Origin of the sequence: Subdoligranulum variabile, from assembly GCF_025152575.1 — a bacterium.
GTDB classification, from domain to species: Bacteria; Bacillota; Clostridia; order Oscillospirales; family Ruminococcaceae; genus Gemmiger; species Gemmiger variabilis.
Genome location: NZ_CP102293.1, coordinates 1 through 22,651, shown reverse-complemented (window position 1 = coordinate 22,651; position 22,651 = coordinate 1). Strand labels below are relative to the sequence as shown.

Here is a 22,651-nt window from a genome sequence, read left to right as displayed (position 1 = left end):
TTAAATAAGCGCGTGATTTTATTGTAAATCACGCGCTTATTTTTTTAGACCTCTGCCGGTATACTGATACCAGTGAAAAAACAGGAAGGGGAGCTGCAGGAAGTGCGGTATTATCTTGCAATCGATATCGGCGCATCGTCAGGTCGCCTCATTCTGGGGCATTTGAAAGAGGGGCGGATGGTGCTGGAGGAAGCATACCGGTTCGAAAACCGGCAGATCCGCAAGAACGGCCACGACTGCTGGGACATGGACAATCTGTGGCAGGGCATTCTGGGCGGACTGAAAGCCTGCAAGGCGCTGGGCAAGGTCCCCACCACGGTGGGCATTGATACTTGGGCTGTGGACTTTGTACTGCTGGACAAGGACGGGGCGCCGGTGGGCGACGCGGTGGCCTACCGCGACAGCCGTACCGAGGGTGCCGACAAACTGGTGGAGGCCAAGATCAGCCCCGCCGAGCTCTATGCCCGCACCGGCATCCAGAAGCAGCTGTTCAACACCATCTATCAGCTGGCGGCGCTGCAAAAAGAGCACCCCGAACAGCTGGAAGCGGCCCACAGCCTGCTTATGATTCCGGACTACTTCAATTATCTGCTCACCGGCGTGCAGAAGCAGGAATACACCAACGCCAGCAGCACCAACCTGGTCAACGCGGCTAAAAAGACCTGGGACCGGGAACTGCTGGACACCCTGGGCCTGCCCCGGCGGCTGTTCGGCCCCCTGTCTATGCCCGGCACGGTGGTGGGGCCTCTGAAAGAGGAGATCGCCGCCGAAGTGGGCTTCCAGACCACCGTCATTCTGCCCGCCACCCACGACACCGGCTCGGCCTTCCTGGCGGTGCCGGCCCGGGATGACCGGGCGGTGTATCTGTCCAGCGGCACCTGGAGCCTGCTGGGGGTGGAGAATGAAGCCCCCATCACCACCGAGGAGAGCCGCGTCCAGAACTTCACCAACGAGGGCGGCGCCTGGTACCGGTTCCGGTATCTGAAGAACATCATGGGTCTGTGGATGATCCAGTCCATCCGGCGGGAACTCAACGGGGTGGACTACGTGGCCGGCAAGACCCGGGTCGCATGGACCCTGGATGTGCAGGCAGGGGAGAAGCAGTGGAGCTTCCCCGACCTGATTGCCGCCGCCGAAAGCGCCGCCGATTTCCCGTCGGTGGTTAACGCCAACGACGATGCCTTCCTGGCCCCGGCCAGCATGATCACCGCCGTGCAGGACGCCTGCGCCGGGAGCGGCCAGCCTGTGCCCCAGACGGTGGGCCAGCTGATGCAGTGCGTCTACCGCAGCCTGACCCTGTGCTACAAGAACGCCATCGCCGGCCTTTCCGAACTGACCGGCAAGACCTACACCAGCATCAACATCGTGGGCGGCGGCTGCCAGGACAACTACCTCAACCGCATGACCGCCGCCGTCACCGGTCTGCCGGTGTACGCCGGCCCGGTGGAGGGCACGGCCATCGGTAACCTGACCGTTCAGATGATTCACGGCGGCGAATTTGCCGGCCTGGTCACCGCAAGACAAAGTATCCGTGAAAGTTTTGATATCAAGGAGGTTCTTCCCCAATGAGCATGTTAGTGGAAACCAAAGCCCGGGTAGGCGTGTTCGCCATTGCCCTGGGCGCCTATCTGCCCCAGTTCCCCAGTCTGGTGCCGGAATTCCAGGCCCAGTATGAGCAGTTCAAAACCATGATTCCCGACACCGTAGAACTGGTGGACGGCGGCATCGTGACCACCAAGGAGCTGAGCCAGGCGGCCGGGGACAAGTTCCGCGCCGCCGACGTGGACCTGGTGATTCTGCAGCTGCTGACCTACGCCACCTCCTACAACATGCTGCCCGCCGTGCGGGACCTGGATGTGCCGGTGGTGCTGGTGAACGTCCAGAAGCTGCGCGCCCCCGACTACGAGCACACCGACACCGCCAAGTGGCTGGGTGAGCTCTACGCCTGCGGCGCCGTGGGCGAGATGGTGGCCGACCTGGAGCGGGCCGGCAAGCGCCATGCGGTGATCACCGGCGTGGTGGAGGGCGGTGACCCCACCGTCCAGGCCGAGATCAACGACTGGTGCAAGGCCGCCCAGGTGCGCCGCCGTTTCCGGGACACCAATCTGGCCCAGATCGGCCGTCCCTACCCCGGCATGATGGACCTCTACATCGACGAGACCAACCTCTACCACCGGATGTGGCTCTACACCAAACAGTTTGACTGGGAGAAGATGTGGGCCATTGCTGACAACGTCACCGACGAGGCGGTCATCCGCGCCAAGGCCGAGGAGATCCTCGACACCTTCGACATCGAGGGCGGCGGCACGGTGGAAAAGGTCTGGGAGATGGCCCGCTACGTGGTGGCTTTTGAGCAGTGGGTCAAGGACGAGAAGATCGCCTTCATCGCCTCCCACTATGACGGCTTTGCCCAGGGCAAGGCGGGGGTGCTGGACTCCATGCTGATTCCTGCCTTCTCGATGCTCATCAAGCAGGGCGTCGCCTGCGCCGTGGAGGGGGACATCAAGGTGGCCATGGCCATGTCCATTCTCAAGACGATTTCCGGCCAGGGCCAGCTGTCCGAGATGTATTCCATCGACTTTGACAAGGACATCTGCATCATCGGCCATTCCGGCTCCGGCGACGCAGCCATCTCGGCCAAAAAGCCCACCATGAAGATCGTGCCGGTCTTCCACGGCAAGACCGGCGGCGGTTACCTGACCCAGTTCTACCCCCATCTGGGTCCCGTGACCTACCTGGGCATCACCCAGGACAAGGACGGCCACTTCAAGTTTGTGGTGGCCGAGGGCATCAACGAGGAAGGCCCCATCTTCACCTTCGGCGACACCAATATGCGCACCCGCTTTGCCTGCGGTGCCCGGGAGTTCGTCAACCGCTGGAGCGAGGCCGGCCCCACCCACCATATGGCTGCCGCCTGCGGCCGCCACATCGACACCATCCTGAAGGTTGCCAAAATCTTCAATGTGCCGGTGGATGTAATCACCCGCTGATCCCACTTCTTAAGACAGATTTATACAGAAAGGAACATGAATATGGAAATCTATGACATCCCCTGTGTCAAAGGCTTTATCCGGATGTGCAACGACGGCTGGCTGCAGGGCTGGCACGAGCGCAACGGCGGCAACCTGACCTACCGCATGACCGAGGAGGACGTGGCCGCCTGCCGTCCCTACTTTGACGAGACGCCCCGGGAATGGGTGAAGATGGGTGTCCAGGCGGACAACCTGGCCGGGGAATATTTCATCACCACCGGTTCCGGCAAGTACTTCCGCAACGTGGAACCCGATCCCATCCACTCCATCGGCATTGTGGAGATCAACGCCGCCGGGGACAGCTGGCGCATCGTCTGGGGTCTGGCCGACGGCGCCAAGCCCACCAGCGAATTCCCCAGCCACTTCATGAACCACAGCGTGCGCAAGGCCGCCACCAACGGCGCCAACCGGGTCATCTACCACTGCCACGCCACCAACGTCATTGCCCTGACCTACATCCTGCCGCTCACCGACCGTGCCTTCAGCCGCGCTCTGTGGCAGAGCGCCACCGAGTGCCCCGTGGTCTTCCCCGAGGGCGTGGGCGTATGCCCCTGGATGGTGCCGGGCGGCGCTGACATCGCCATGGCCACCAGCGAGAAGATGAAGATCTACCAGGCCGCCATCTGGGCCCAGCACGGCCTGTTTGCCTCCGGCCCCGACTACGACACCACCTTCGGTCTGGCCCATACCATTGAGAAGAGCGCCGAAGTTTACGTCAAGGTGCTCTCCATGGGCGGCGGCCTGATCCGCCAGACCATCGAGGACGACGATCTGCGTGCCATCGCCCGGGACTTCGGCGTCACCCTTAATGAGAATTTTCTCAATTAAGTTCCGTTATAACTCCCATAGGAGAGTTTAATCAATCATTTTCAACCCATCAAAAAGGAGTGCATCATTATGGTATCCCGCATCGTTCTGAACACCATTTCCTACCACGGCCACGGTGCCATCGAAAACATCGTTCCCGAGCTGACTTCCCGTGGCTACAAGAAAGCCTTTGTCTGCTCTGACCCCGACCTGGTGAAGTTCGGCGTAACCAAGAAGGTCACCGATCTGCTGGAGGTTGCTGGCTTCGCCTATGCCCTCTACAGTGAGATCAAGCCCAACCCTACCATCCAGAACGTCCAGGACGGCGTAAAGGCTTTCCAGGAGGCCCAGGCCGACTGCATCGTCACCATCGGCGGTGGCTCCTCCATGGACACCGCCAAGGCCATCGGCATCATCATCAACAACCCTGAGTTTGCCGACGTGCGCAGCCTGGAGGGCGTGGCCCCCACCAAGAAGCATGCTGTCTTCACCATCGCTGTGCCTACCACCGCTGGCACCGCTGCCGAGGTCACTATCAACTACGTCATCACCGACGTGGAGAAGAAGCGCAAGTTCGTCTGTGTGGATACCAACGACATCCCCGAGGTTGCCGTTGTCGATCCTGACATGATGGCTTCCATGCCCAAGGGCTTGACCGCCGCCACCGGTATGGATGCCCTGACCCATGCCATTGAGGGCTACATCACCAAGGGCCACTGCACCATCTCCGATATGTTCCATCTGGAAGCCATCCGCCTGATCAGCGAAAATCTGCGCGGCGCCGTCCAGAACACCCCGGAGGGCCGCGAGGGCATGGCCCTGGGCCAGTACATCGCCGGTATGGGCTTCTCCAACGTGGGCCTGGGAATCGTGCACAGCATGGCTCACGGCCTGTCTGCTCTGTACGACACCCCCCACGGCGTGGCCTGCGCCATCCTGCTGCCGGTGGGCCTGGAGTACAACAAGAGCGTGGCCGGTGAGCGCTATCGTGCCGTCGGCAAGGCCATGGGCGTGGAAGGCATCGACGCCATGAGCGATGCCGAGGCCGCCGACGCTACCATCGCCGCCGTGAAGAAGCTCAGTGCCGATGTGGGCATCCCCTCGAACCTCCAGGGCATCCTGAAGGAGGAGGACATCCAGTTCCTGGCTGAGTCCGCCTTTGCCGATGCCTGCTGCCCGGGCAACCCACGCGACACCAGCGTAGAGGAGATCAAGGAACTCTATAAGAGCCAGCTGTAAGTGGGAATGCTTGTGAATCTGCAAGTCGACGGCCAACTCAAAAATATTACCGTTGTCCGTATATGGGGGATCTGAGCGTAGATAAATTTGAGTTGCGCTGTTTTATAAAAACCTCTACCTACGGGGAAAAGGAATATTGAAAGATAAAAAACTGTTTTTTAAAAGAAAGATACAAATTAAAATAAATCTAAAGAAGAGTGCTGATCGCGATGCGGTTGGCACTCTTTTTTTGTTCGACAATATATTATAAAAAACGCCATCTTTCGGGAATTATCGACTTGCGGACTTGCGTTGATAGTACCTGAGGACGGTGTTTTTTTATTTCTGTGTCTGCAGAAAGGCACCTTCTTTTATGAAATATAAATTTTTTATTTAAATGTATCAAAAGGTGTTAGGTTTAGGCGATAAGATACCCCCATAGCAAAGGAAGGGAGGGAAACCGCGGTGCGGCCGAACGAACGGCGCAGAAAAATCCTTGAACTGATGAATCTGCGTCGGTATGACACCATGCAACATCTTGCCGAAGAGTTCGGCGTATCGCGGATGACGATCTATAGGGACTTTCTTACTCTTGCCGAGGAGTATCCGTTTATTCATACGATCGGTCGTAGCGGGGGTGTTTCTCTGCCAGATGGATATTACTTAAGCAGAAAATATTTAAGTCCTGATCAGGCGGATGCCATTCGGAGAAATCTGAACAATGTCGCTGCCCAAGATCGTGAAATATTCCAAAGTATCCTGAACGACTTTGCTTGGTCTGATTGATCAGATCGCACCTTGACAACTGAATACCCAGCACGGAGGTACGTTCCCGGTGCAGGAAGCGTGATCGGAGAAGCGCCATGACGTACAAGCTCACACCCGGCAAGGTGGCGAGATTGTACCGAGCGATTCATTCTACTGAAAAAGCAGCGAGAGCTGCTTCGCCATGATCTGCATGGGAGATAATGATACCCTGTTTGCCCCGCACGTCAGACGGGGTGGCCGACCTTGGGTTGCAATCCTTAGACCTCTGGAACGCCAGTGAAGGCTGCGCAAGCGGCTGCCTAACGAAAGTGAACCGTGTTCCCAACTGCCAGGGGGGCGAGCGGCAAATATGGCATTTCTGTATATTACTCTTTTTTGCCGAACATCAACAACCCCATGTGTTGATGTCGAACCCGTGCGGCGCAGTGCAGACCGCTGCGCCGCACTATTTTGCCATCAACCAAGGAGATGATCCTATTGACTAATCCAGAAACCGGATACGAGAAAGCCCACCGACAAGCAGAGCAGATATTCCGGGAAGTGTTTTCGGCCAGAGGGATGAACGTACGCGAAGGCCAGATACGATTGTGCCATGCGATGCTGGATACCTTGTTTGGCAGGGATGTGGCCCTGTGTGACGCCGGTGTGGGTCTGGGCAAGACCTATGCCTATCTGGTCGCCTGCGTTTTGTGGCAGCTGCAAAGACCGCGACCGATGCAGCGCCCGGTGGTGATCTCCACGGCCAGCATCACGCTGCAGAATGCAATTTTGGAAGAATACATACCGTTTTTATCGGATGCATTAATACAAAATGGATATATTCAAGCCCCGGTTTGTGCCGTGCTGCGAAAAGGAAAGGAACGCTTCGTTTGCGATGTGCGTTTGCTGATTCGCCAAAAGCAGATTACGGCAAGGGGAAAACGCTTCCGCAAGCGGGCCCCCGCGCTGCAGGAAGCTAGGCAATGCCTGGACCTTGACCGACTGCCGAACCTGCCTCGCCATGAGCGCCGCCTGATCTGTGTGCCGAGCCGGTGCGCCCGCAGCTGCATCGCACATACGGACTGCCGCTACCGACAATATCTGAAAGCATCCAACGGGCCTTCGGTCACGATCCAGGTTTGCAATCACAATTACCTGCTGGCAGACGCGGCTCATCGGAAAAACGGTTGGACGCCGCTTTTGAAGGATTACCAGGCTTTGGTGATCGACGAAGCGCACAAGCTACCGGAAACCGTACGACAGATGAACACCCGGCGGATCTGTTCAGCAGAGTTGCTCGCCTATGAAAAACTGCTGACAGCCGGTCATTGTGGGCTGAGCGCGCAGAAACTCCGAGCCGTCACCCGGGAATTCCTCGCGGCATTTGCGCCGCCGGAAACGAAAGCAGAACGGGCAATACCGCTGAAACAGACAAAGGCCGGAACCGCGGCGCTCCAGCATCTGGACAAAGCAATCGGCGAAATTCTGAAACAGAGGCCCGAAGCAATGCCCCGAGGACTGCGCGGCAAACTAAGCGCAGTACAGCAGCTGATACCGCTGTTTCTGGGCACAGACAGCACCTTTGTGCGCTATCTTACCTGGCAACGGGAAAGCGGTGGGACTGGCGTGGACCTGTGTGCCGTACCGTTTGATCTGCCGAAATGTCTGACCTCTGCGCTTTGGAATGAACAAAAGCCTGCGATCCTTACTTCGGGTACACTGGCCGCAGGGGAAGACTTTTCACATACTGAAAAGCGAATGGGACTGGACCGGGGCACGCCGCTGCGCACCCTGAAAGTCCTTTCACCCTTTGATTACGAGAAAAACTGCATGTTGTATTTCCCGGAATCCCGGCGGCGCAAGAGTGAACCGGAGGAGGAGCGCATTGCCCGGCAGATCGAAGAACTGGTTTGTGCGGCAAACGGTCACACGCTGGTGCTGTTTACATCCTATGACCAGATGGGCCGTGTCTACGAAAAACTGAAGGCCAAACTTCCTTTACCCGTTTTGCAGCTGCGGCGCAATGCACAGAGCTATCTGCAGCAGTTCAAACAACTGCCCAATGCGGTCCTGTTCGCCAGCGGTGCCTGTTGGGAAGGAGTGGATTTCCCAGGAGATATGGTTTCTCTGCTTGTGATCCCGAGGCTTCCGTTCCCCGTGCCCGATCCGCTGGGAGAAGCGCTGCGGACGCAATACGGCGATCTTCACAGTTACATCCAGACCGAGATCGTGCCCGAAATGCAGATCAAGCTGCGTCAGGGCTTTGGCCGTGCCATCCGCACCGAAACGGATAGCGGTGTGGTGGCAATCCTCGATCCCCGTGCGGCCCCCGGCGGGCGCTACCACCGGGCAGTGCTGGACGCATTGCCGGAAATGCCCGTTGGCGCCTCGCTCCGGGCGGTCCGCAAATTTTACCGGAAGCATAAAAGCCCGGAATACTTTTTGCCCAAATTATCCAGGGAGGTAGATTTATCATGCGAGCCATCTGTTTTATCCAGGAAGTCAAAAGTGGAGACCTGACCATGCGGCAGCAGATCCTGATTTGCCGCAAAGCGCTGCGTAAACTGCGCTGGCCCTGCGTACAGGAAGTGTATGCTCAGGCTGGCACCGAAGACCAGCCGCTGTCGCTGCGCCCCGGTATGGCCGACCTGCTGCGCGCCGCGGCAGACGGCGAAGCAGATGTTCTGATCGTGGTGGATGCCGAGCATCTACATTGTGGCCGTCCCGAACTGGAAGGGCTTATCGCTTCGTTGCTCTGCTATGGCATCCACACCTTCGGCGTTAAGTGCGGCTGGATCGAACCGGGCGGCAGGCACTGGATGGCTCTCCCGAATTACGATTCGGAGGTGTGAGATGGAACGCAAGAAAGAAGATGTGCTTTTCTTTCCGCGTGTCTGGTTGTATGCGCGCACAGGCAGCGGGCATCGCTCTGTTGCTGAACAGCAGCTGGCAGAACTTCGTGAATGGGCCAATTGCAATGGGTACTGTATAGTTGGCCAAAGCTGCGAATGTACCAAGGACAATTCCTTTTGGCGGCCCGGTTTATTTTCCATGCTCCGGGCCGTGCGCAGGGGCGATGTCGATGCCGTGGCAGTAACAAGGCTCTCTCGATTTGCCCGTAATAGAAGCAAACTTTGCAAGATCCTTGCCGAATTACAGGCAAGCGATGTGACGCTGATCACCACCGACGTAAGTTTGCGGTATCAGCTATATCTTTATGGCCTGGATTGTGTGATTGCAGATTGTCCGAAAGGAAGGAACCGGTGTGCAGGAATACATACAGCAGATGCCTGATGGCCGTACTCGGATACAACGGGAAGTAGAGGGGGGCTCCGTTACCATATACTTTTCGGAAAAAGACGATGAAGATACGCTTGAAAAAGTAAAATCCATGATCATGGATGCCTATGCAGAGAGAAAACACCGTGAGGGTAAACCGTCAAATTCCGGCCCGCAATAAGACAGGGATTTCTCCGTTTTGGTGATAGCTTTCCTGTCCCGGAATGAGTATTGTTGGGATAGGCAAATAACCCATACTAAGAGAATGCGAGAGGAACAAAAATGACATTTTGGGACCAACATGGGCAGGAAGTGGAGATCTCGCAGGCAGATCAGAAGTGGTTAGATGATTCGTATTTTATGACCCAACAGATGCGGTTGGAGGTCGATGCACCACGGGCGGCCCTGTCCTATCGAGTTTCCACGAAAGGACAGGTGGACCACGACGATATCCCTATGCAGAAGATCGCCTGTCGGAAGTTCGCCCAGGAGCATGGCTGGCGTGTGGTACTGGAAAAAGCCGAGAAGGGAATCTCGGGTTCCAAAGTTTCCGCCAGTAAGCGGGATGTGATTCAGGAACTGCGCAGCGAAGCGGGCAAGGGAAACTTCGATATCCTTCTTGTGTATATGTTTGACCGGCTGGGACGCATCGAGAGTGAAACGCCGTTTGTACTGGAATGGTTCGTCCAGCACGGCATCCAGATGTGGAGCACCCACGAAGGCCAGCAGCGTATCGAAAGTCACGGCGACAAGCTCATGAACTATATCCGGTTCTGGCAGGCGGCAGGGGAAAGCGAAAAGACTTCCATGCGAACCAGGGACCGCATCCGTCAGATCGTTTCCAGTGGACATTTTGCCGGAGGTTTTGTCCCTTACGGATATCGAGCTATTAATAAAGGTAGAGTCAACAAGAGAGACCAGCCCGTAAAGGATCTGGAAATCAATCCAGATGAAGCGGCATGGGTCCGGGAAGTATTTACGAAAGTGGCGGAAGAAGGTGCCAGTGGATATGCCATGGCACAGATGCTGAACCAACGAGGACTGCGTACCCGCCAGGGGGCGGAGTTCCAGTCCTCCAATATCAAGAGAATGATTCAGCATGAGGGCTATACTGGATATATCATTACTAAAGCGGCACGGTCAGAGTTCATACCGCAGCTGCAGATCATTGATGAGGCTTTGTTCACCAAGGCCAACGAGATGATCAGCAAGAGAAGCAAAAAGGCTATGAAAGATAAAAACGCTGCCCAAAAGAGCAGCAATCCAACATTATTGGCCGGCATCATAGTCTGCGCACATTGCGGGGCGAAGATGTCGGCCTTTTTGCATACGGACCGATATAAACTGGCCGATGGGAGTATCCGGGAAAAGGTGCAGGCAAAGTACAACTGCTACCAGCGCGGCCAGCACCTGCGGCAATGTGATGGTCAGTCACTTTATCTGGCAGAGCGGGTAGACAGAATTGTGCTTGCTTACGCCGATGAGCTGTTCCACAAGATTAAAAGTGAGCCGTATGACAAAAGCATTGAACAGAGAATCAGGCAGCAGGATGCTGAACATAACAGACAAAAACAGGCTGCCGAGAAGAAAATCAAGGCAGCCCAGTACAAGCAACAACGCTATGAGGATGAAGTGTTGAAATGTCTGGAAGGGGAGAGCGCCTTCTCGCAGGAGATGCTGGCCCGACTGATTGCTCAGGCAGAGGCTGAAGTCAGGCAAGCAAAAGATGAGTATGCAGCTCTATTGCAGAGTAATACCGACCGTACAACGGTGCAACAGATACGCGGCTACTATGATGAATTCCTCGGCTGGGCAAATGAATTTGATCTTGCCCCGATTCAGAGAAAAAGAGCCATTCTGGCACAGCTGCTTGAAAAAGTGGAGTTGGGGAAAGGGTATAAGATTACCATCCATGTGAAAGGAACATATCAGCAGTTTTTAGGGGAAGGAGAGCCAAATGAAAAGCTTTGATTACACCATTAGTATTGGTCATGTGGGAGAGCAACTGACTCTTAATCAGTGGGTCCTGGGTTCGAGTCCCCGATGGTGCACCATTAAACGCAAATCCGAACGTACTTCTTTTTGAAGGTGTGTTCGGATTTGTTTTTTATTTAAATTTCTTTTGAACTTTAGAAAGAGAGCTGAACATCTAGGTACTACGATATAGTAAAAAGGAACCGGCCCCTAAGAGAAGCAGCTCTATCTTCCTTTGAGGCCGGTTCTTACGTATAATATAATATTTTGGAGTAAGTGATTGCAGGAAATCAGCCTGTAGACGGATTTCCCTGCAGCTGTTTCGCTTTTTCTTCCGCTTGGGCGGCCTCTTTTTCAAGGCCCATTTTTTTGTAAGTTTGGGACAGATTTCTGTAATAGATAGCATTCTTAGGATTCAGCTCGATAGCTTTTTTAAACGCTGCCACTGCTTCCTTGTACAGCTCCATCGCGTAGAGTGTCATACCGCAACTATCATGGTACCTCGCATTGTCAGGTTCCAATTCCAGAGCTTTCCTAGACTCAGCCAGCGCCTCCTTGTACCGGCCCATTGCGTGGAGAGTCACGCTGCAGTTATCGTGATACCTTGCATTGTCAGGTTCCAATTTTAGAGCTTTATGCTTTTCAGCCAGCGCCTCCTCGTACTGACCCATTTCGTCGAGAGTCACGCCGCAGCTATCGTGATACCATGCATTGTTAGGTTCCAATTCCAGAGCTTTCTGCTTTTCAGCCAGCGCCTCCTCGTACCAGCCCATTGCGTGGAGAGTCACGCCGCAATTATTGTGATACCTTGCATTGTCAGGTTCCAATTCCAGAGCTTTCCTAGACTCAGCTAGCGCCTCCTCGTACCGGCCCATTGCGTGGAGAGTCACGCCGCAGCTATCGTGATACCTTGCATTGTCAGGTTCCAATTCCAGAGCTTTCCTAGACTCAGCCAGAGCTTCCTCGTACCGACCCATTTCATCGAGAGTCACGCCGCAGCTATCGTGATACCTTGCATTGTCAGATTCCAATTCCAGAGCTTTCTGCTTTTCAGCCAGCGCCTCCTTGTACCGGCCCATTTCGTGGAGAGTCACGCCGCGGCTATCGTGATACCTTGCATTGTCAGGTTCCAATTCCAGAGCTTTCTGCTTTTCAGTCAGAGCTTCCTCGTACCGGCCCATTTCGTGGAGAGTCACGCCGCAACTATAGTGATATCTTGCATTATTAGGATTCTTTTGAATCAACTCTTGAAGCAGCGCAAGCGATTCTTTATAGTGCTTATCGTTGTGTAATACCAGAGCACGCAAATATAGCGTTGAATCCGATGTATCCTGATCAGATTGTGGCGGGGAGTCGATTTCCGTTTCGGGCAAATCCTGCGGAGAAGCGTTTTCCTTTCTTGGCGGAATAGGAGCATCTTTCGGGTTGTTGTCCGAAGTTGTAGAAGAATCTTTCATGCTGTCGCCCGGAGATGTTTTGCTTCCTTCCTGTACCTTTGCAAAGGCGTCCTGCAATTTGTTGTACTGTTTTTCGGCTTCCTCCTGATAGTCCCCTTCCGTCGGAATCTTGACGTTTAATGCCAATGCCAGTCTGGCCATCATATCGTCGAAGCCGTTATTGTGTATTAAAAATGCGCCGGATTTGTTCAAGAAGTCCTTGACTTTCCCTTTCGGGGGTTCGGTGCCATACACCGTCCAGTAAGGCCGTTTCCATTCATTGCCTTTCTGAAACTTGTCGGCATTGTCGATCAAATAGTCCATCACGTCAGGGTCATTGCCAGCAAATCCAATGAAAATCGGGTGGTATTTCGAAAAAATCTCGGAAAGCGCCTTTTGCCACCGTTCATCCAGTTGCTGAAGATCGGCGTTTTTGCTTTTTGGGTCAAGTAAAAGGTCGTGATGGATCTTGACCACGGTTGGGCGCGCGACATCACTGGTGATGTAATGCGCCATCGCTACATGCCCGACTACCAGTGAAAATTCATGGGCGTATAAAGTCACTGCATCTTCGGTCAAGCGATCAAAGTTTGTGGTCACCACTACCTTGTGTGGGGTCTGCGTCAGCAAAAATGCTAAGCAAGCATAGCCACCACTGGGGGATGCTTCTTTCATTTTCTTTTCCAGAAAATTGTATCCGTCGACAGGGTTGGAAGAGAACTGCTTCTCATAGTAATCGCTGTAATGATTGTATTTGTTATTTTCATCAATTTCTTTTTCGTTCTTCCATTGCTCATATTCTTCTGCAGGAAATCGTGTCCTTATTTTTTCATCCCACAGATCAACTAGCTTTGTAGCGGCAGGGATACCGGAGGTGATAGATGCACCTGCTCCTAGAAAAAAACAGAATTTTCTGGCATAAGGGCCCTCCGTCACATCTGCGACTTCCTCCAAAAAGCCATCAAGTTTAATCACCTGATACATACGATTCTCCTCTTTCGACAACCCGTATACTTTTATCAGAATATTTTCACTATACCATAGCGTTTTGGCAATTTCAACCAATTTTTTGATTTGTGCATAAGCGCATGGCCACAGCATTTTGTACCTGTATAAATAAAATGTCTGGACGGTCTTATAAATAGTCTATGGGCGGTAGGAGAGACTACAGAGAACAAGAGGCGAGTCAACAAACATGACAATTCGGTTAAAAATCCAGAAATCTAGCTAGAGTAGGTCTGCTAAGTGCGGGAAGTATTTGAAAAAAGGTATAGGATGGTAGGGAACATGAAATGACGATTTATCCACAAAGGAATAAATAGGTATGGAGATTAAGCAAGGGAGTGGATCGGCAAAGAAGCGCATAAGGCGCATTTTTAAGGGCCATTGCGAATGATCTTCTCAAACTCCTCCCAGCTGATCTCTCCCAATTGGTACTTAGCGACCTTTGGAGGCGTTCCCCAAAAGGGTTTTGAGCCTTGTCAGGTGTGCCTTGGCAATCTGTTTGGAACCTGGAAACTCTTCCAGCAGAGCGTAGACAGTCGCCAAATGGAGAGAGGACACCAGCTTCTCCAGTTCAGGGAAGAGAATGCAAACCAGTCTGGAAATTGAGCTTTTCAGCTTTGCTCGTTCTTTCACCTTGTCAAAACGGTATCTGGTGAGTGACTTTAGTTCCTCGTTGTGATATGCTGTATTCGTGTAGGGTTTGAGGCCCACATCGGATAACAGCATAGCAGCAATGGTTCGAGCATCTACACGGTCGGTCTTGGTCTTTCGCAGGCTGAGACTTTTCCGGTAGAGATTCGTGCGTAAGGGATTCAAGACATAGGTGGCCAGACCGTTGTCCAGAAGAAACCCAAGAATGTTGTAGCTGTAATGCCCGGTTGCCTCAAGCCCTACTTTTATTTTGTCCTGCGGTGTAGTACAAGCTCGAATTTTTTCCAGTAGAGCATAAAAACCGTCCATGTTGTTAGGGATAGTAAAAACATCCGCCAGGACTTCACCCTCTGAGCTTACAATGAAGCAATCATGCTTGTTTTTTGAGACATCAATGCCAACAGAAACTACCATAACAAATACCTCCAGAGAAAATATGTGATGCTGCATCCACAGTACACCTTACTTTTGTAGCCTTGTTCCACATAAACCGTCTGGCGGTATTTAACTGATTAACAAAATTGTAAGGGGCTGTGGTTGGAACCTTTCGTGAACCATCTTGTGGTAGGAGCCGCCAACCAATCCACAGCATCCCTTACAGTGTAGCACAGCCCTTGGAGAGGGGCTCTAATAACTACTACTCTATAATACAAGGAGCCGCCAACCAATCCACAGCATCCCTTACAGTGTAGCACAGCCCTTGGAGAGGGGCTCTAATAACTACTACTCTATAATACAAGGAGTCGCCTATCAGCAAAATACATCGGACCGTCGTGCGCAATGAGCGCTACCCTCACCGTACACGGCGGCGGTGTCCCACAGGTTCAGACCCAGTTCCATCGTTTTATCAAAAACGGGCTTCAGTTCCTGTTCAAACAGATGGTTCCCAAATACCTGATCCCCACCGGCGGCACCAGCGCCCCAGGACCAGGCACCCATTGCGATTTTCGGCATCTTTGTATTCATAAAAGATTTCCTCCTTCGTGTTTTCCATGTTCCGGTCAGAACATCCAAATGTCCAGAAAGCCAAGTCCCATTTGGCGGGTGCCAACGGTATCCGGCGTCTTTGAGACTTTGCAGTAACAACCCATGGGAGGCTGGAACGCATACGGCATTGTTCTCACCGTCTGATTTCATTATAGAGATACCGGGCTGTGATGTAAAATATTTAGTTTCTGTTTCCAGTTATTCTTGATACGAATATCAGCTCTGTGCTATACTGGTTCAAACATAAAGGAAACGGGAGGCAGAGAGATGGAAATCAGAGTGTTGCGCTACTTTTTGGAGGTTGCAAGGGAGGAAAATGTGACCCACGCTGCCCAGCGGCTGCACATCTCGCAGCCTACCTTGTCGCGTCAAATCAAAGAGTTGGAGGAAGAGCTGGGCAAGAAGCTGTTCACCCGCAGCAATTACAGCGTAAAATTGACCGAGGAGGGGATGCTCCTGCGCAAGCGCGCCGAGGATCTTTTGGATATGGCGGACAAAACCCTGGCGGAATTTCGGGCCATGGATGAAGTGAACGGTGGCGATATTCATATCGGATGCGCAGAGTCCAACGGGATCACGCCCTTTGTCCAGGTGATCCAGTCGCTTCAAAAGGAATACCCCCGCATCCGTTACCACTTTTACAGCAGCGGAACCGAAACTGTAAACGAGCGGCTGGACCGGGGGCTTTTGGATTTTGCTATTATCGTGCAGGAAGTAGACCCGTCAAAATATAATTCTCTGCGAATTCCCGCTTCCGATCAGTGGGGACTTATTATGCGTAAGGACAGCCCCCTTGCTCAGCACTCCTGCATTCATCTCCATGACCTGATGGACATCCCGCTCATCCTGTCCCGGCAGGCCATGGGAGAGGAAATGCCCCGTTGGTTTGGGGAAACGCAGGATAAGCTGCATGTAGTGGCAACTTATGACTTGCTGTTCAACACCTCCGTCATGGTGCGGGAAGGGGTTGGCTATGTGCTTGGCTTTGACGGACTGGTCTACACCGGGCTGGACAGCGATTTGTGCTTTCGGCCATTGGAACCGGCACTGGAATCCCCCATGTATATCATCTGGAAGAAATATCAGGTCTTCAGTCCGGCGGCTTCCTTATTGCTGAAGAAACTAAAGCGGAACTTCGGATAAATTGCTCTTATTTTATACGACTTGTGGACGATGTGATCCATAGACAGATAAAGCAGCTACCTGCCCGGCAAGCAGATAGCTGCTTTTTATAGTATCTTTTTAAAAAGCAGATGATTTTATGTAAGGGAAAATGCCCGATGTTGTTAAGCAAGCAACTGGAAGAGAGGGACCCGCTCCACGCCGAGGCCGGGGTAGGGCGCACGTTGCTATAGAAGGAAAGCGCCCTGCGGGGGGATTTCCCCGGCAGATTGCCACGCTCGCCACGCTGGTGTGGCTGGAGAGAGGGGACGAGGGTTGGATGGATTTCTTTGAGGCGTTTTGCAGGAACCAGACTATTCGGATCGTGATTTCAAAAAGATTGATGCCAACCGGCCTTTTGCGGCCGAGGACAACCAAATCATGAAAGAGCAAATATAAAAAATGCAAAGAAAGATGTGAAGCATGTCCCGATATACCAGAGACCTATCTGCCTATGAAAAAAACAGCTTTGCCGGGGGGCTATTTATTGGCTTTCAGGAGAGAAAGAACCAACCAGCTTGTAATGACCTTTCCCAACTTTCTGTATCGTGCCATTTGTACACAACTTTTGCAGCACCCTCTGTAGCTGGCGCCTGCTGCAACGCAAGCGGGATACTGCCATTTCAATTCCTGTAAATTCGTGGTTTGGGCAAAAGTTTTTCAGATACAGCAGCACCCTCTCTTCCAATGTTTCAGCTGGGGCATCTACAAATGCAAAAAACTGCAGCTTTTCTGCATAGGAGTGCAGCAGGGCATGCAAGAACCGCAAATCACGGTGCAGTTCTTTTTCGTAAGGCTTTACAGGCAGCCCAATGCAAAGGACATCGGTGGTAGCCTGGGTGAAAAAGGGGCGGGTACCTTGTTGCGAAAACTCAATATCGCCTAAAATTACTGGAGGAGTTTGCTGATTCACTGGAGAAGTGGTTCCATCCGGGCGGATTCCAAAGATACGCACGGTTCCCTCAATGACAAACAGGATGGTGTCCAGCTTCTGGTCCGGCGCTGTGATTATTTCGCCCTTTTTATAGCGGCAGGCAAAAAATTGCAAATCCGGCGTGGAAAAGTACTGGCGGATGCCAGCCTGCGCCACCAGGGCGTGTACCTCTTTTTTACTGTGCAGCTTTTCCATAGAAACACCTGCTTTCTATGGCCTATTGTGCCATGTGACACAGAAAAAGTCAACGAAATGGAGTACAATGATCCGGTACAAAAGAAACGGGGGATTTGCGTGGAAAACGAGATTTTTCAGGAAACCAACGTGGCCAAGGCCTATATGAAACTGTCTGTTCCGCTGGTGTGCAGCATGGTGGTGACTTTGATCTACAACCTGGCGGATACTTTTTTCGTGGCGCAGACCAATGATACCAATATCGTGGCCGGCGTTTCTCTGGGAATGCCGGTTTTTACCCTGTTGATGGCGATGGGGAATATCTTCGGTCAGGGCGGCAGTTCTCTGGTGTCGCGTCTTTTGGGACAGCAGGAGGAAGAAGGCGTCCGGTGTGTCAGTTCCTTTTGCTTTTACATCACCATCCTAGTGGGAATTGTCATAGGTGCATTCATGCTGCTTTTCCGCCTGCCGCTGCTTGCCATGATCGGTGCCAGTCCGGAAACCTTTTCCCATGCATCGGACTACTTTGTATACCTGGCCATCGGCGCGCCGATCATTATGCTTTCTTTCATCCATTCCAACCTGCTGCGCTCGGAAGGAATGTCCAAAGAATCCATGGCGGGCACGATCCTGGGCGCAGTAGTCAATATTATTCTGGACCCGATTTTCATTTCTGTGTGGGGGTGGGGTGCCGGCGGTGCGGCTATCGCTACGGTGATCGGGTATCTGACATCCGACCTTTTCTTTGCAGTGGTTGTACTGCGCAAAAGTCGTGTCCTATCGGTGGCCATTGGGAAAAGCAAGGTATCACACGGTGTTGTTTTCCAGATTCTCAAAATCGGTGTGCCGGCGGCAATCGTGAACCTGATGCAGAGTGCCAGTGTTGTGCTCATGAACCAGTTCCTGCTGCCCTATGGCAACCAGAAAATTGCGGCCATGGGCATCGTCCTGAAAATCAGTATGATTGCGCTGCTGCTTTTGACCGGATTTGCTTTTGGAGGGCAGCCGCTGTTCGGATATTATTACGGCGCAGGGGATAAGGCACGGCTTTCCGCCCTGTTTCGTTTCTGCGTTCGTTTTATCGGTTTAGTGGCGATCCTGTTGACCGCCGGAATCTATGCTGCAGCACCGTTGTTGATGCGCTGCTTTATGGACAGTGAGGGGATTGTGGCCGATGGCACCGTCATGCTGCGGTGGCAGGTCCTGACCATGCTTTTTGTGGGACTGATCCTGCTGATGACGATTCTCTTTCAGGCAATGGGCAAGGCAACGGGTGCGTTTATACTCTCCATCAGCCGTCAGGGCGTTCTGTTCCTTCTGGTGCTGATGGTGGCCTATCATCTGGCTGGTTATGATGGGGTTGTGGTTTCGCAGGCGATTTCGGATTGCCTTACAGCCATCATCGCCTTTGGGCTGTTCCAGACCCAGCTTCGTAAAGAATTCAGGGCGTAAAGATCGGAAAAATGGCTGGTCGCATTGCTAATCCTTACATCGCCCGCAATCGGAACAGCCGTTGCAGATCAGACGGCTTCCGCAGTGGTCACAATTCCTGCGGTAACATAAGAAGATATATAGGTGGCGAATCAAAAACGTAGCTACGTTAGGGTTTCCGAAGCGACCATATCTGATATCGGCCAAAGTAAGCAAAAAGGGGCAGGCAGAAGATTGACTCCTGCCATGCTCCTTTTTGCTTAATAGATAAACCGCAAGCTGAGTTTGTGGGCGAGAATAGCACGAGCGTTGATAGTGTAAAAGGAGGTCCGATCCAGATGGATGAGAAAAGTTTATCGCACACGAAAGTACAGTTTACAAGGGACTACACAGAGTAGGTATCTGACGGGAGGGGTTCCGCCCGTCAGATTTTCCATATGATGTTCAAGCTGTCGCTTGTAGCGGCTATGGTGGTAATCATTAAATCCACCACCCGCCGCTTGTCGTCAAAGGATACATTCTCCCAAGTGTCGAGGTAGCCGGAAATCTGGCTGACCTGTTCCGGGCTAATGGCTTCCACCGTCAGTTCCGCTATCCTCGCCAGAAGTTCCTGCTTGCGCCCGTCCAGTTCTGCTATCTTCACATTCACATAGGAGAGCAGGACATTGTTTGCACCCGTCAGACTGTCCACCAGCTTTTCAATCTCGCTGTCCACATGGGCAAGCTCCACTTGCAGTGCTGCAATTTTCGGGTTTGCCTTTGCCGCTTTCTTTCTGCCTGTCAGCGTCTTGTAGCTTGCCAGTTTCTTTACCATCTGCTGATAAACAACCGCTTCCAGTTCCGAAGTAATGATTTTCCCGCACCCCGGACAACTCTTGTTATCCAGCCGTTTCGTACAGCGAAGGTATTGCTTGCCGGAGGGATTGAAGATACTCATAAGGGCATACCCGCAGTTCCCGCACTTGATTTTTCCCGCCAGCCATGTGTGGGTGGCTTTTCGGGCAGACTGGATTTTCATGTTGTTCATCAGCTTCTTGCGGCAGGTCAGCCAGATGTCGGAGGGGACAATGCCCTCATGGGGAGCCAGTACCAGCATTTGGTCTTTCAAGTCGTTCTTTTTGCTGGGCTTCACATCCCTCCCTTGATACAGATAGCAGCCGTTCATGCCAGTAAAATCGGCAGCGTCATTGACAATGACCGTCCCTTGACTTTTGAAAAATTCGTACACATCAAGGTCTGCCTGCACATAGACAGGATTGCGTAACATCTGCGCCAGCGTGGGGCGTATCAGCTCTTTGCCATGGAACAAAATGCCCTGTTCGGCAAAGTACCGGGTAATGTCCCCGTAGGAGGTAGTGGGCTGGGCGTACATCTCAAACATCAGCCGGATATTTGCCGCTTCGTCTGGATTTACCACCAGCTTTTTTGTATTGATACCGTCCATCTTAATCGGCTCTGTATGAAAGCCGTAAGGGGCTTTCCCACCCATCTTGAAGCCTCGCTGGCTGCGGGAATAGTAAGCGTCCGTTACCCGCTTCTGTATGGTTTCCCTCTCAAGCTGGGCGAACACGATACAGATATTCAGCATCGCCCGCCCCATCGGGGTGGAGGTATCAAACTTTTCCGTAGAGGACACAAACTCCACATTGTACTGTTGGAACAGCTCCATCATGTTGGCAAAGTCCAGAATGGAACGGCTGATACGGTCGAGCTTGTAAACAACGACCTTTGCAATCAGCCCCCGCTTGATGTCCCGCACCAGTTCTTGAAACTTCGGACGGTCTGTGTTCTTGCCGCTGTACCCTTTGTCTGTGTATTCCTTGCAGTTACCGCCTTTCAACTCGTATTTGCAAAATTCAATCTGGCTTTCAATGGAAATGCTGTCCTTTTTGTCTACCGATTGCCTTGCATAGATTGCGTCTATTCGATTATTCATATTGTCGCTCCTTTTCTTAAAAAAGAAACGGAGCTGCTGACACCTTTATTATACCGCCAGCAGCCCCGCAAATCAACGATGGCTTCGGAAAACCTTATGCCCCGGCTTCCTCACTCTGCCGTTTGTCGGCATACTTGCGGAACACCTCATAAAGCTGCTGTTCCAGCTCCCGGCGTTTTGCCGCTTCCTGCCCCGGCGTGAACACCGGGGAGAGATTTTCCAGCGTGATTTCCTTTCCCTGAAAAGTCACGACTTCTGTTTCTTTCTTGTATCTGATATGCTCCATAGTACCTCCGTATTTAATTTTCAAAGTGCAGTGCCGCCATGCTGCGGCGTGAAATGTTTTCTGTCATCAATCACCGTTCCCTTGTGTGCCGCTGCTGCCGTTTCAGTTCCGCCAGTATATCCGGCGGGATACGGTCAACCAGCCGCTGTAAATCGTCCAGTTCGCTTTTCAGCTTTGCCCGTTCCATCGTATCTTTCATCTTGCCTTTTTCGCTGGCTTTGGCTCTGGCTTCCAACTGTTCATTTTCCGCCAAAAGGTCGTTTATCGTGACCTTGTATTTTTTGAGCTGCCCGGAGAAGTTCTCCATCTGCGGAAACCACTTTTTCAGCAGGGAGAGGGCTTCCTCTTTCTTCTTTCCGGCATTGAACGGGGTAATACCGTCCAGCGTGGCTTCAATGGCTCTTGCCTGTTTGGAGAGATTGACCGCCTGCTTGAACAGACGGGTGGGGATATGCTTCCTGCCTGTCTTGCTGGCACTTTCTCCACGCTCCAAGTCGGGATATTTCTCCACCATATAGGCGTGAAAATCGTCCTGCCATTTTGTGAGGTTGGCTCTGTTCCCAATAATCTCCTTTGCACACAGGCGATTGTCCTTTGTCAGCGGAACAAAGACCAAATGTAGGTGCGGTGTTTTCTCGTCCATGTGTACCACCGCCGACACGATATTTTCCCGGCCCACTTTGTCAATGAGGAAGTCAGCCGCCCGCTGGAAAAATGCCTGTATCTCCTTTGGGGGCTTCCCCTTGAAAAACTCCGGGCTGGCGGTTATCAGCGTATCGACAAATCGGGTGCTGTCCTTGCGGGTGCGGCACCCGGCCTGTTCAATACGGCTCTGAATGAAGTGGTAATAGCGTCCCTCCGGCTTGACGATATGGAAGTTGTATTTGCTTCGGCTGGTGTCAATGTCGGGGTTGCTGGCATATTGTTCTTTCTGCCGTTCATGATGGGATTCCAGCGGCCTTGCCGGGTTGCCCTTGTGCTTTTCAAACCGCAAAATTGCGTGTTGTGCCATTCTGCTCCTTTCCCCATTCCTTTCCTATCCGGGGTTTTCCACAGGGAAAATCCCGCCGAAATTATCTCTGATAGGATTGGAATGGAATAGATATAAATAAAATATTTTTAATCTTTGTATTTCTATATACCGTCCGATTTTCGTACTCCAAGAGGATTGATTATCGTACTTGTCAGGTACGGTTTTCAGTCCTCCGGTGTTCCATAACCGGATTTCTTGAAGTCGGTGTTTGAAACCGCTTCATAGGATTTTGGGTAAATACAGTTGGGTTTTCCACAGCCCTGTTTCTTAATGTCAATCAACTCTGCATACTGTAACTCCCGCAAGGTGTTGACGGCTTTCTGCCGCCCACAGTGGAGCAAGTCCACCACCTCACAGATGGGATAGTACAGGTAAATGCGCCCGTACTCGTCCGACCAGCCATTCTTGCGGGATAACTCCGCTCGCCGCAGGATAAAGGCATACAGCAGTTTCGCTTCGTTGGACAAAGGCGTGAATGTAGGGGCTTCAAAGAGGAAGTTGGGTAAGCGTGTGAAGCTGACCGATTTCTCCGGCTGATGAATATAAATCGTATTTGTCAT

Annotated in this window: 18 protein-coding genes and 1 pseudogene; 11 read left to right on the top strand and 8 right to left on the bottom strand. The window is 52.6% G+C overall.

Going from position 1 to position 22,651, the window contains the following annotated elements; genetic code table 11:
* Nucleotides 1-72 precede the first annotated feature (72 nt).
* The 9 genes from rhaB to NQ490_RS00055 all read left to right on the top strand — a co-directional run bounded on the left by rhaB (nucleotide 73) and on the right by NQ490_RS00055 (nucleotide 11,054).
* Entirely contained in the window at nucleotides 73-1,569 is a 1,497-nt protein-coding gene (rhaB, locus tag NQ490_RS00095; RefSeq protein WP_007046229.1) for a rhamnulokinase, read from the top strand.
* On the top strand, nucleotides 1,566-2,990 hold the full coding sequence (locus tag NQ490_RS00090) for an arabinose isomerase (protein ID WP_007046230.1): 1,425 nt from the start codon (nucleotides 1,566-1,568) through the stop codon (nucleotides 2,988-2,990). Before rhaB ends, NQ490_RS00090 begins: the two co-directional genes overlap by 4 nt.
* Nucleotides 2,991-3,032: 42 nt before the next feature.
* A complete protein-coding gene (gene rhaD, locus NQ490_RS00085) occupies nucleotides 3,033-3,860 on the top strand; it encodes a rhamnulose-1-phosphate aldolase (RefSeq protein ID WP_040917521.1) in 828 nt (275 codons plus the stop codon).
* A gap of 69 nt (nucleotides 3,861-3,929) precedes the next feature.
* On the top strand, nucleotides 3,930-5,078 hold the full coding sequence (fucO, locus tag NQ490_RS00080) for a lactaldehyde reductase (protein ID WP_007046232.1): 1,149 nt from the start codon (nucleotides 3,930-3,932) through the stop codon (nucleotides 5,076-5,078).
* A gap of 444 nt (nucleotides 5,079-5,522) precedes the next feature.
* Complete coding sequence (locus NQ490_RS00075) at nucleotides 5,523-5,843, top strand: DeoR family transcriptional regulator (protein WP_040917523.1); 321 nt, start codon at nucleotides 5,523-5,525, stop codon at nucleotides 5,841-5,843.
* A 540-nt stretch (nucleotides 5,844-6,383) separates the two neighbouring features.
* Nucleotides 6,384-8,324 carry an ATP-dependent DNA helicase gene (locus NQ490_RS00070; protein ID WP_259951335.1) on the top strand — a complete coding sequence of 647 codons (1,941 nt, stop codon included), beginning with the start codon at nucleotides 6,384-6,386 and terminating at the stop codon, nucleotides 8,322-8,324.
* Nucleotides 8,279-8,656, top strand: a complete 378-nt coding sequence (locus NQ490_RS00065) for a recombinase family protein (protein WP_007046237.1) — start codon at nucleotides 8,279-8,281, stop codon at nucleotides 8,654-8,656. The genes NQ490_RS00070 and NQ490_RS00065 overlap by 46 nt, the downstream gene beginning before the upstream one ends.
* Nucleotide 8,657: 1 nt before the next feature.
* Entirely contained in the window at nucleotides 8,658-9,098 is a 441-nt protein-coding gene (locus NQ490_RS00060; RefSeq protein WP_187118495.1) for a recombinase family protein, read from the top strand.
* Between the two features lie 267 nt (nucleotides 9,099-9,365).
* Nucleotides 9,366-11,054 (top strand): recombinase family protein, encoded by a 1,689-nt coding sequence (locus NQ490_RS00055; protein ID WP_007046239.1) that lies wholly within the window; start codon nucleotides 9,366-9,368, stop codon nucleotides 11,052-11,054.
* Between the two features lie 293 nt (nucleotides 11,055-11,347).
* Here the strand turns inward: NQ490_RS00055 and NQ490_RS00050 are convergent, their stop codons facing one another.
* From NQ490_RS00050 to NQ490_RS00040, 3 genes and pseudogenes are all read right to left on the bottom strand, one after another.
* Complete coding sequence (locus tag NQ490_RS00050) at nucleotides 11,348-13,477, bottom strand: tetratricopeptide repeat protein (RefSeq protein ID WP_040917528.1); 2,130 nt, start codon at nucleotides 13,475-13,477, stop codon at nucleotides 11,348-11,350.
* Nucleotides 13,478-13,933: 456 nt separating this feature from the next.
* Nucleotides 13,934-14,563, bottom strand: a pseudogene (locus NQ490_RS00045) (IS110 family transposase); the annotation flags it as partial.
* 336 nt (nucleotides 14,564-14,899) lie between these two features.
* A complete protein-coding gene (locus NQ490_RS00040) occupies nucleotides 14,900-15,115 on the bottom strand; it encodes an aldo-keto reductase family protein (RefSeq protein ID WP_040917533.1) in 216 nt (71 codons plus the stop codon).
* A 288-nt stretch (nucleotides 15,116-15,403) separates the two neighbouring features.
* On the opposite strand from NQ490_RS00040, the gene NQ490_RS00035 reads away from it, so the two are divergent.
* A complete protein-coding gene (locus NQ490_RS00035) occupies nucleotides 15,404-16,279 on the top strand; it encodes a LysR family transcriptional regulator (RefSeq protein ID WP_007046243.1) in 876 nt (291 codons plus the stop codon).
* A gap of 502 nt (nucleotides 16,280-16,781) precedes the next feature.
* Here NQ490_RS00035 and NQ490_RS00030 read toward each other — a convergent pair.
* Nucleotides 16,782-17,426 (bottom strand): Crp/Fnr family transcriptional regulator, encoded by a 645-nt coding sequence (locus NQ490_RS00030; RefSeq protein ID WP_007046244.1) that lies wholly within the window; start codon nucleotides 17,424-17,426, stop codon nucleotides 16,782-16,784.
* A gap of 99 nt (nucleotides 17,427-17,525) precedes the next feature.
* On the opposite strand from NQ490_RS00030, the gene NQ490_RS00025 reads away from it, so the two are divergent.
* Complete coding sequence (locus NQ490_RS00025) at nucleotides 17,526-18,857, top strand: MATE family efflux transporter (RefSeq protein WP_040917954.1); 1,332 nt, start codon at nucleotides 17,526-17,528, stop codon at nucleotides 18,855-18,857.
* Nucleotides 18,858-19,260: 403 nt separating this feature from the next.
* Here NQ490_RS00025 and NQ490_RS00020 read toward each other — a convergent pair whose 3' ends face one another.
* From NQ490_RS00020 to NQ490_RS00005, 4 genes are all read right to left on the bottom strand, one after another.
* Complete coding sequence (locus NQ490_RS00020) at nucleotides 19,261-20,772, bottom strand: recombinase family protein (RefSeq protein ID WP_007046246.1); 1,512 nt, start codon at nucleotides 20,770-20,772, stop codon at nucleotides 19,261-19,263.
* A gap of 94 nt (nucleotides 20,773-20,866) precedes the next feature.
* Entirely contained in the window at nucleotides 20,867-21,058 is a 192-nt protein-coding gene (locus NQ490_RS00015) for a hypothetical protein (RefSeq protein ID WP_007046247.1), read from the bottom strand.
* A 70-nt stretch (nucleotides 21,059-21,128) separates the two neighbouring features.
* Nucleotides 21,129-22,070: a MobV family relaxase gene (gene mobV, locus NQ490_RS00010; RefSeq protein ID WP_007046248.1), complete on the bottom strand. Its 942-nt coding sequence runs from the start codon at nucleotides 22,068-22,070 to the stop codon at nucleotides 21,129-21,131.
* A 185-nt stretch (nucleotides 22,071-22,255) separates the two neighbouring features.
* On the bottom strand, nucleotides 22,256-22,651 hold the full coding sequence (locus NQ490_RS00005) for a replication initiator protein A (protein WP_007046249.1): 396 nt from the start codon (nucleotides 22,649-22,651) through the stop codon (nucleotides 22,256-22,258).

Coding starts and splice junctions, on each gene's coding strand:
- NQ490_RS00090 (WP_007046230.1), top strand. CDS start 1,566: ATGAGCATGTTAGTGGAAACCAAAGCCCGGGTAGGCGTGTTCGCCATT.
- rhaD (WP_040917521.1), top strand. CDS start 3,033: ATGGAAATCTATGACATCCCCTGTGTCAAAGGCTTTATCCGGATGTGC.
- fucO (WP_007046232.1), top strand. CDS start 3,930: ATGGTATCCCGCATCGTTCTGAACACCATTTCCTACCACGGCCACGGT.
- NQ490_RS00070 (WP_259951335.1), top strand. CDS start 6,384: ATGAACGTACGCGAAGGCCAGATACGATTGTGCCATGCGATGCTGGAT.
- NQ490_RS00065 (WP_007046237.1), top strand. CDS start 8,279: ATGCGAGCCATCTGTTTTATCCAGGAAGTCAAAAGTGGAGACCTGACC.
- NQ490_RS00060 (WP_187118495.1), top strand. CDS start 8,658: ATGGAACGCAAGAAAGAAGATGTGCTTTTCTTTCCGCGTGTCTGGTTG.
- NQ490_RS00055 (WP_007046239.1), top strand. CDS start 9,366: ATGACATTTTGGGACCAACATGGGCAGGAAGTGGAGATCTCGCAGGCA.
- NQ490_RS00050 (WP_040917528.1), bottom strand. CDS start 13,477: ATGTATCAGGTGATTAAACTTGATGGCTTTTTGGAGGAAGTCGCAGAT.
- NQ490_RS00040 (WP_040917533.1), bottom strand. CDS start 15,115: ATGAATACAAAGATGCCGAAAATCGCAATGGGTGCCTGGTCCTGGGGC.
- NQ490_RS00035 (WP_007046243.1), top strand. CDS start 15,404: ATGGAAATCAGAGTGTTGCGCTACTTTTTGGAGGTTGCAAGGGAGGAA.
- NQ490_RS00030 (WP_007046244.1), bottom strand. CDS start 17,426: ATGGAAAAGCTGCACAGTAAAAAAGAGGTACACGCCCTGGTGGCGCAG.
- NQ490_RS00020 (WP_007046246.1), bottom strand. CDS start 20,772: ATGAATAATCGAATAGACGCAATCTATGCAAGGCAATCGGTAGACAAA.
- NQ490_RS00015 (WP_007046247.1), bottom strand. CDS start 21,058: ATGGAGCATATCAGATACAAGAAAGAAACAGAAGTCGTGACTTTTCAG.
- mobV (WP_007046248.1), bottom strand. CDS start 22,070: ATGGCACAACACGCAATTTTGCGGTTTGAAAAGCACAAGGGCAACCCG.
- NQ490_RS00005 (WP_007046249.1), bottom strand. CDS start 22,651: ATGACAAATACGATTTATATTCATCAGCCGGAGAAATCGGTCAGCTTC.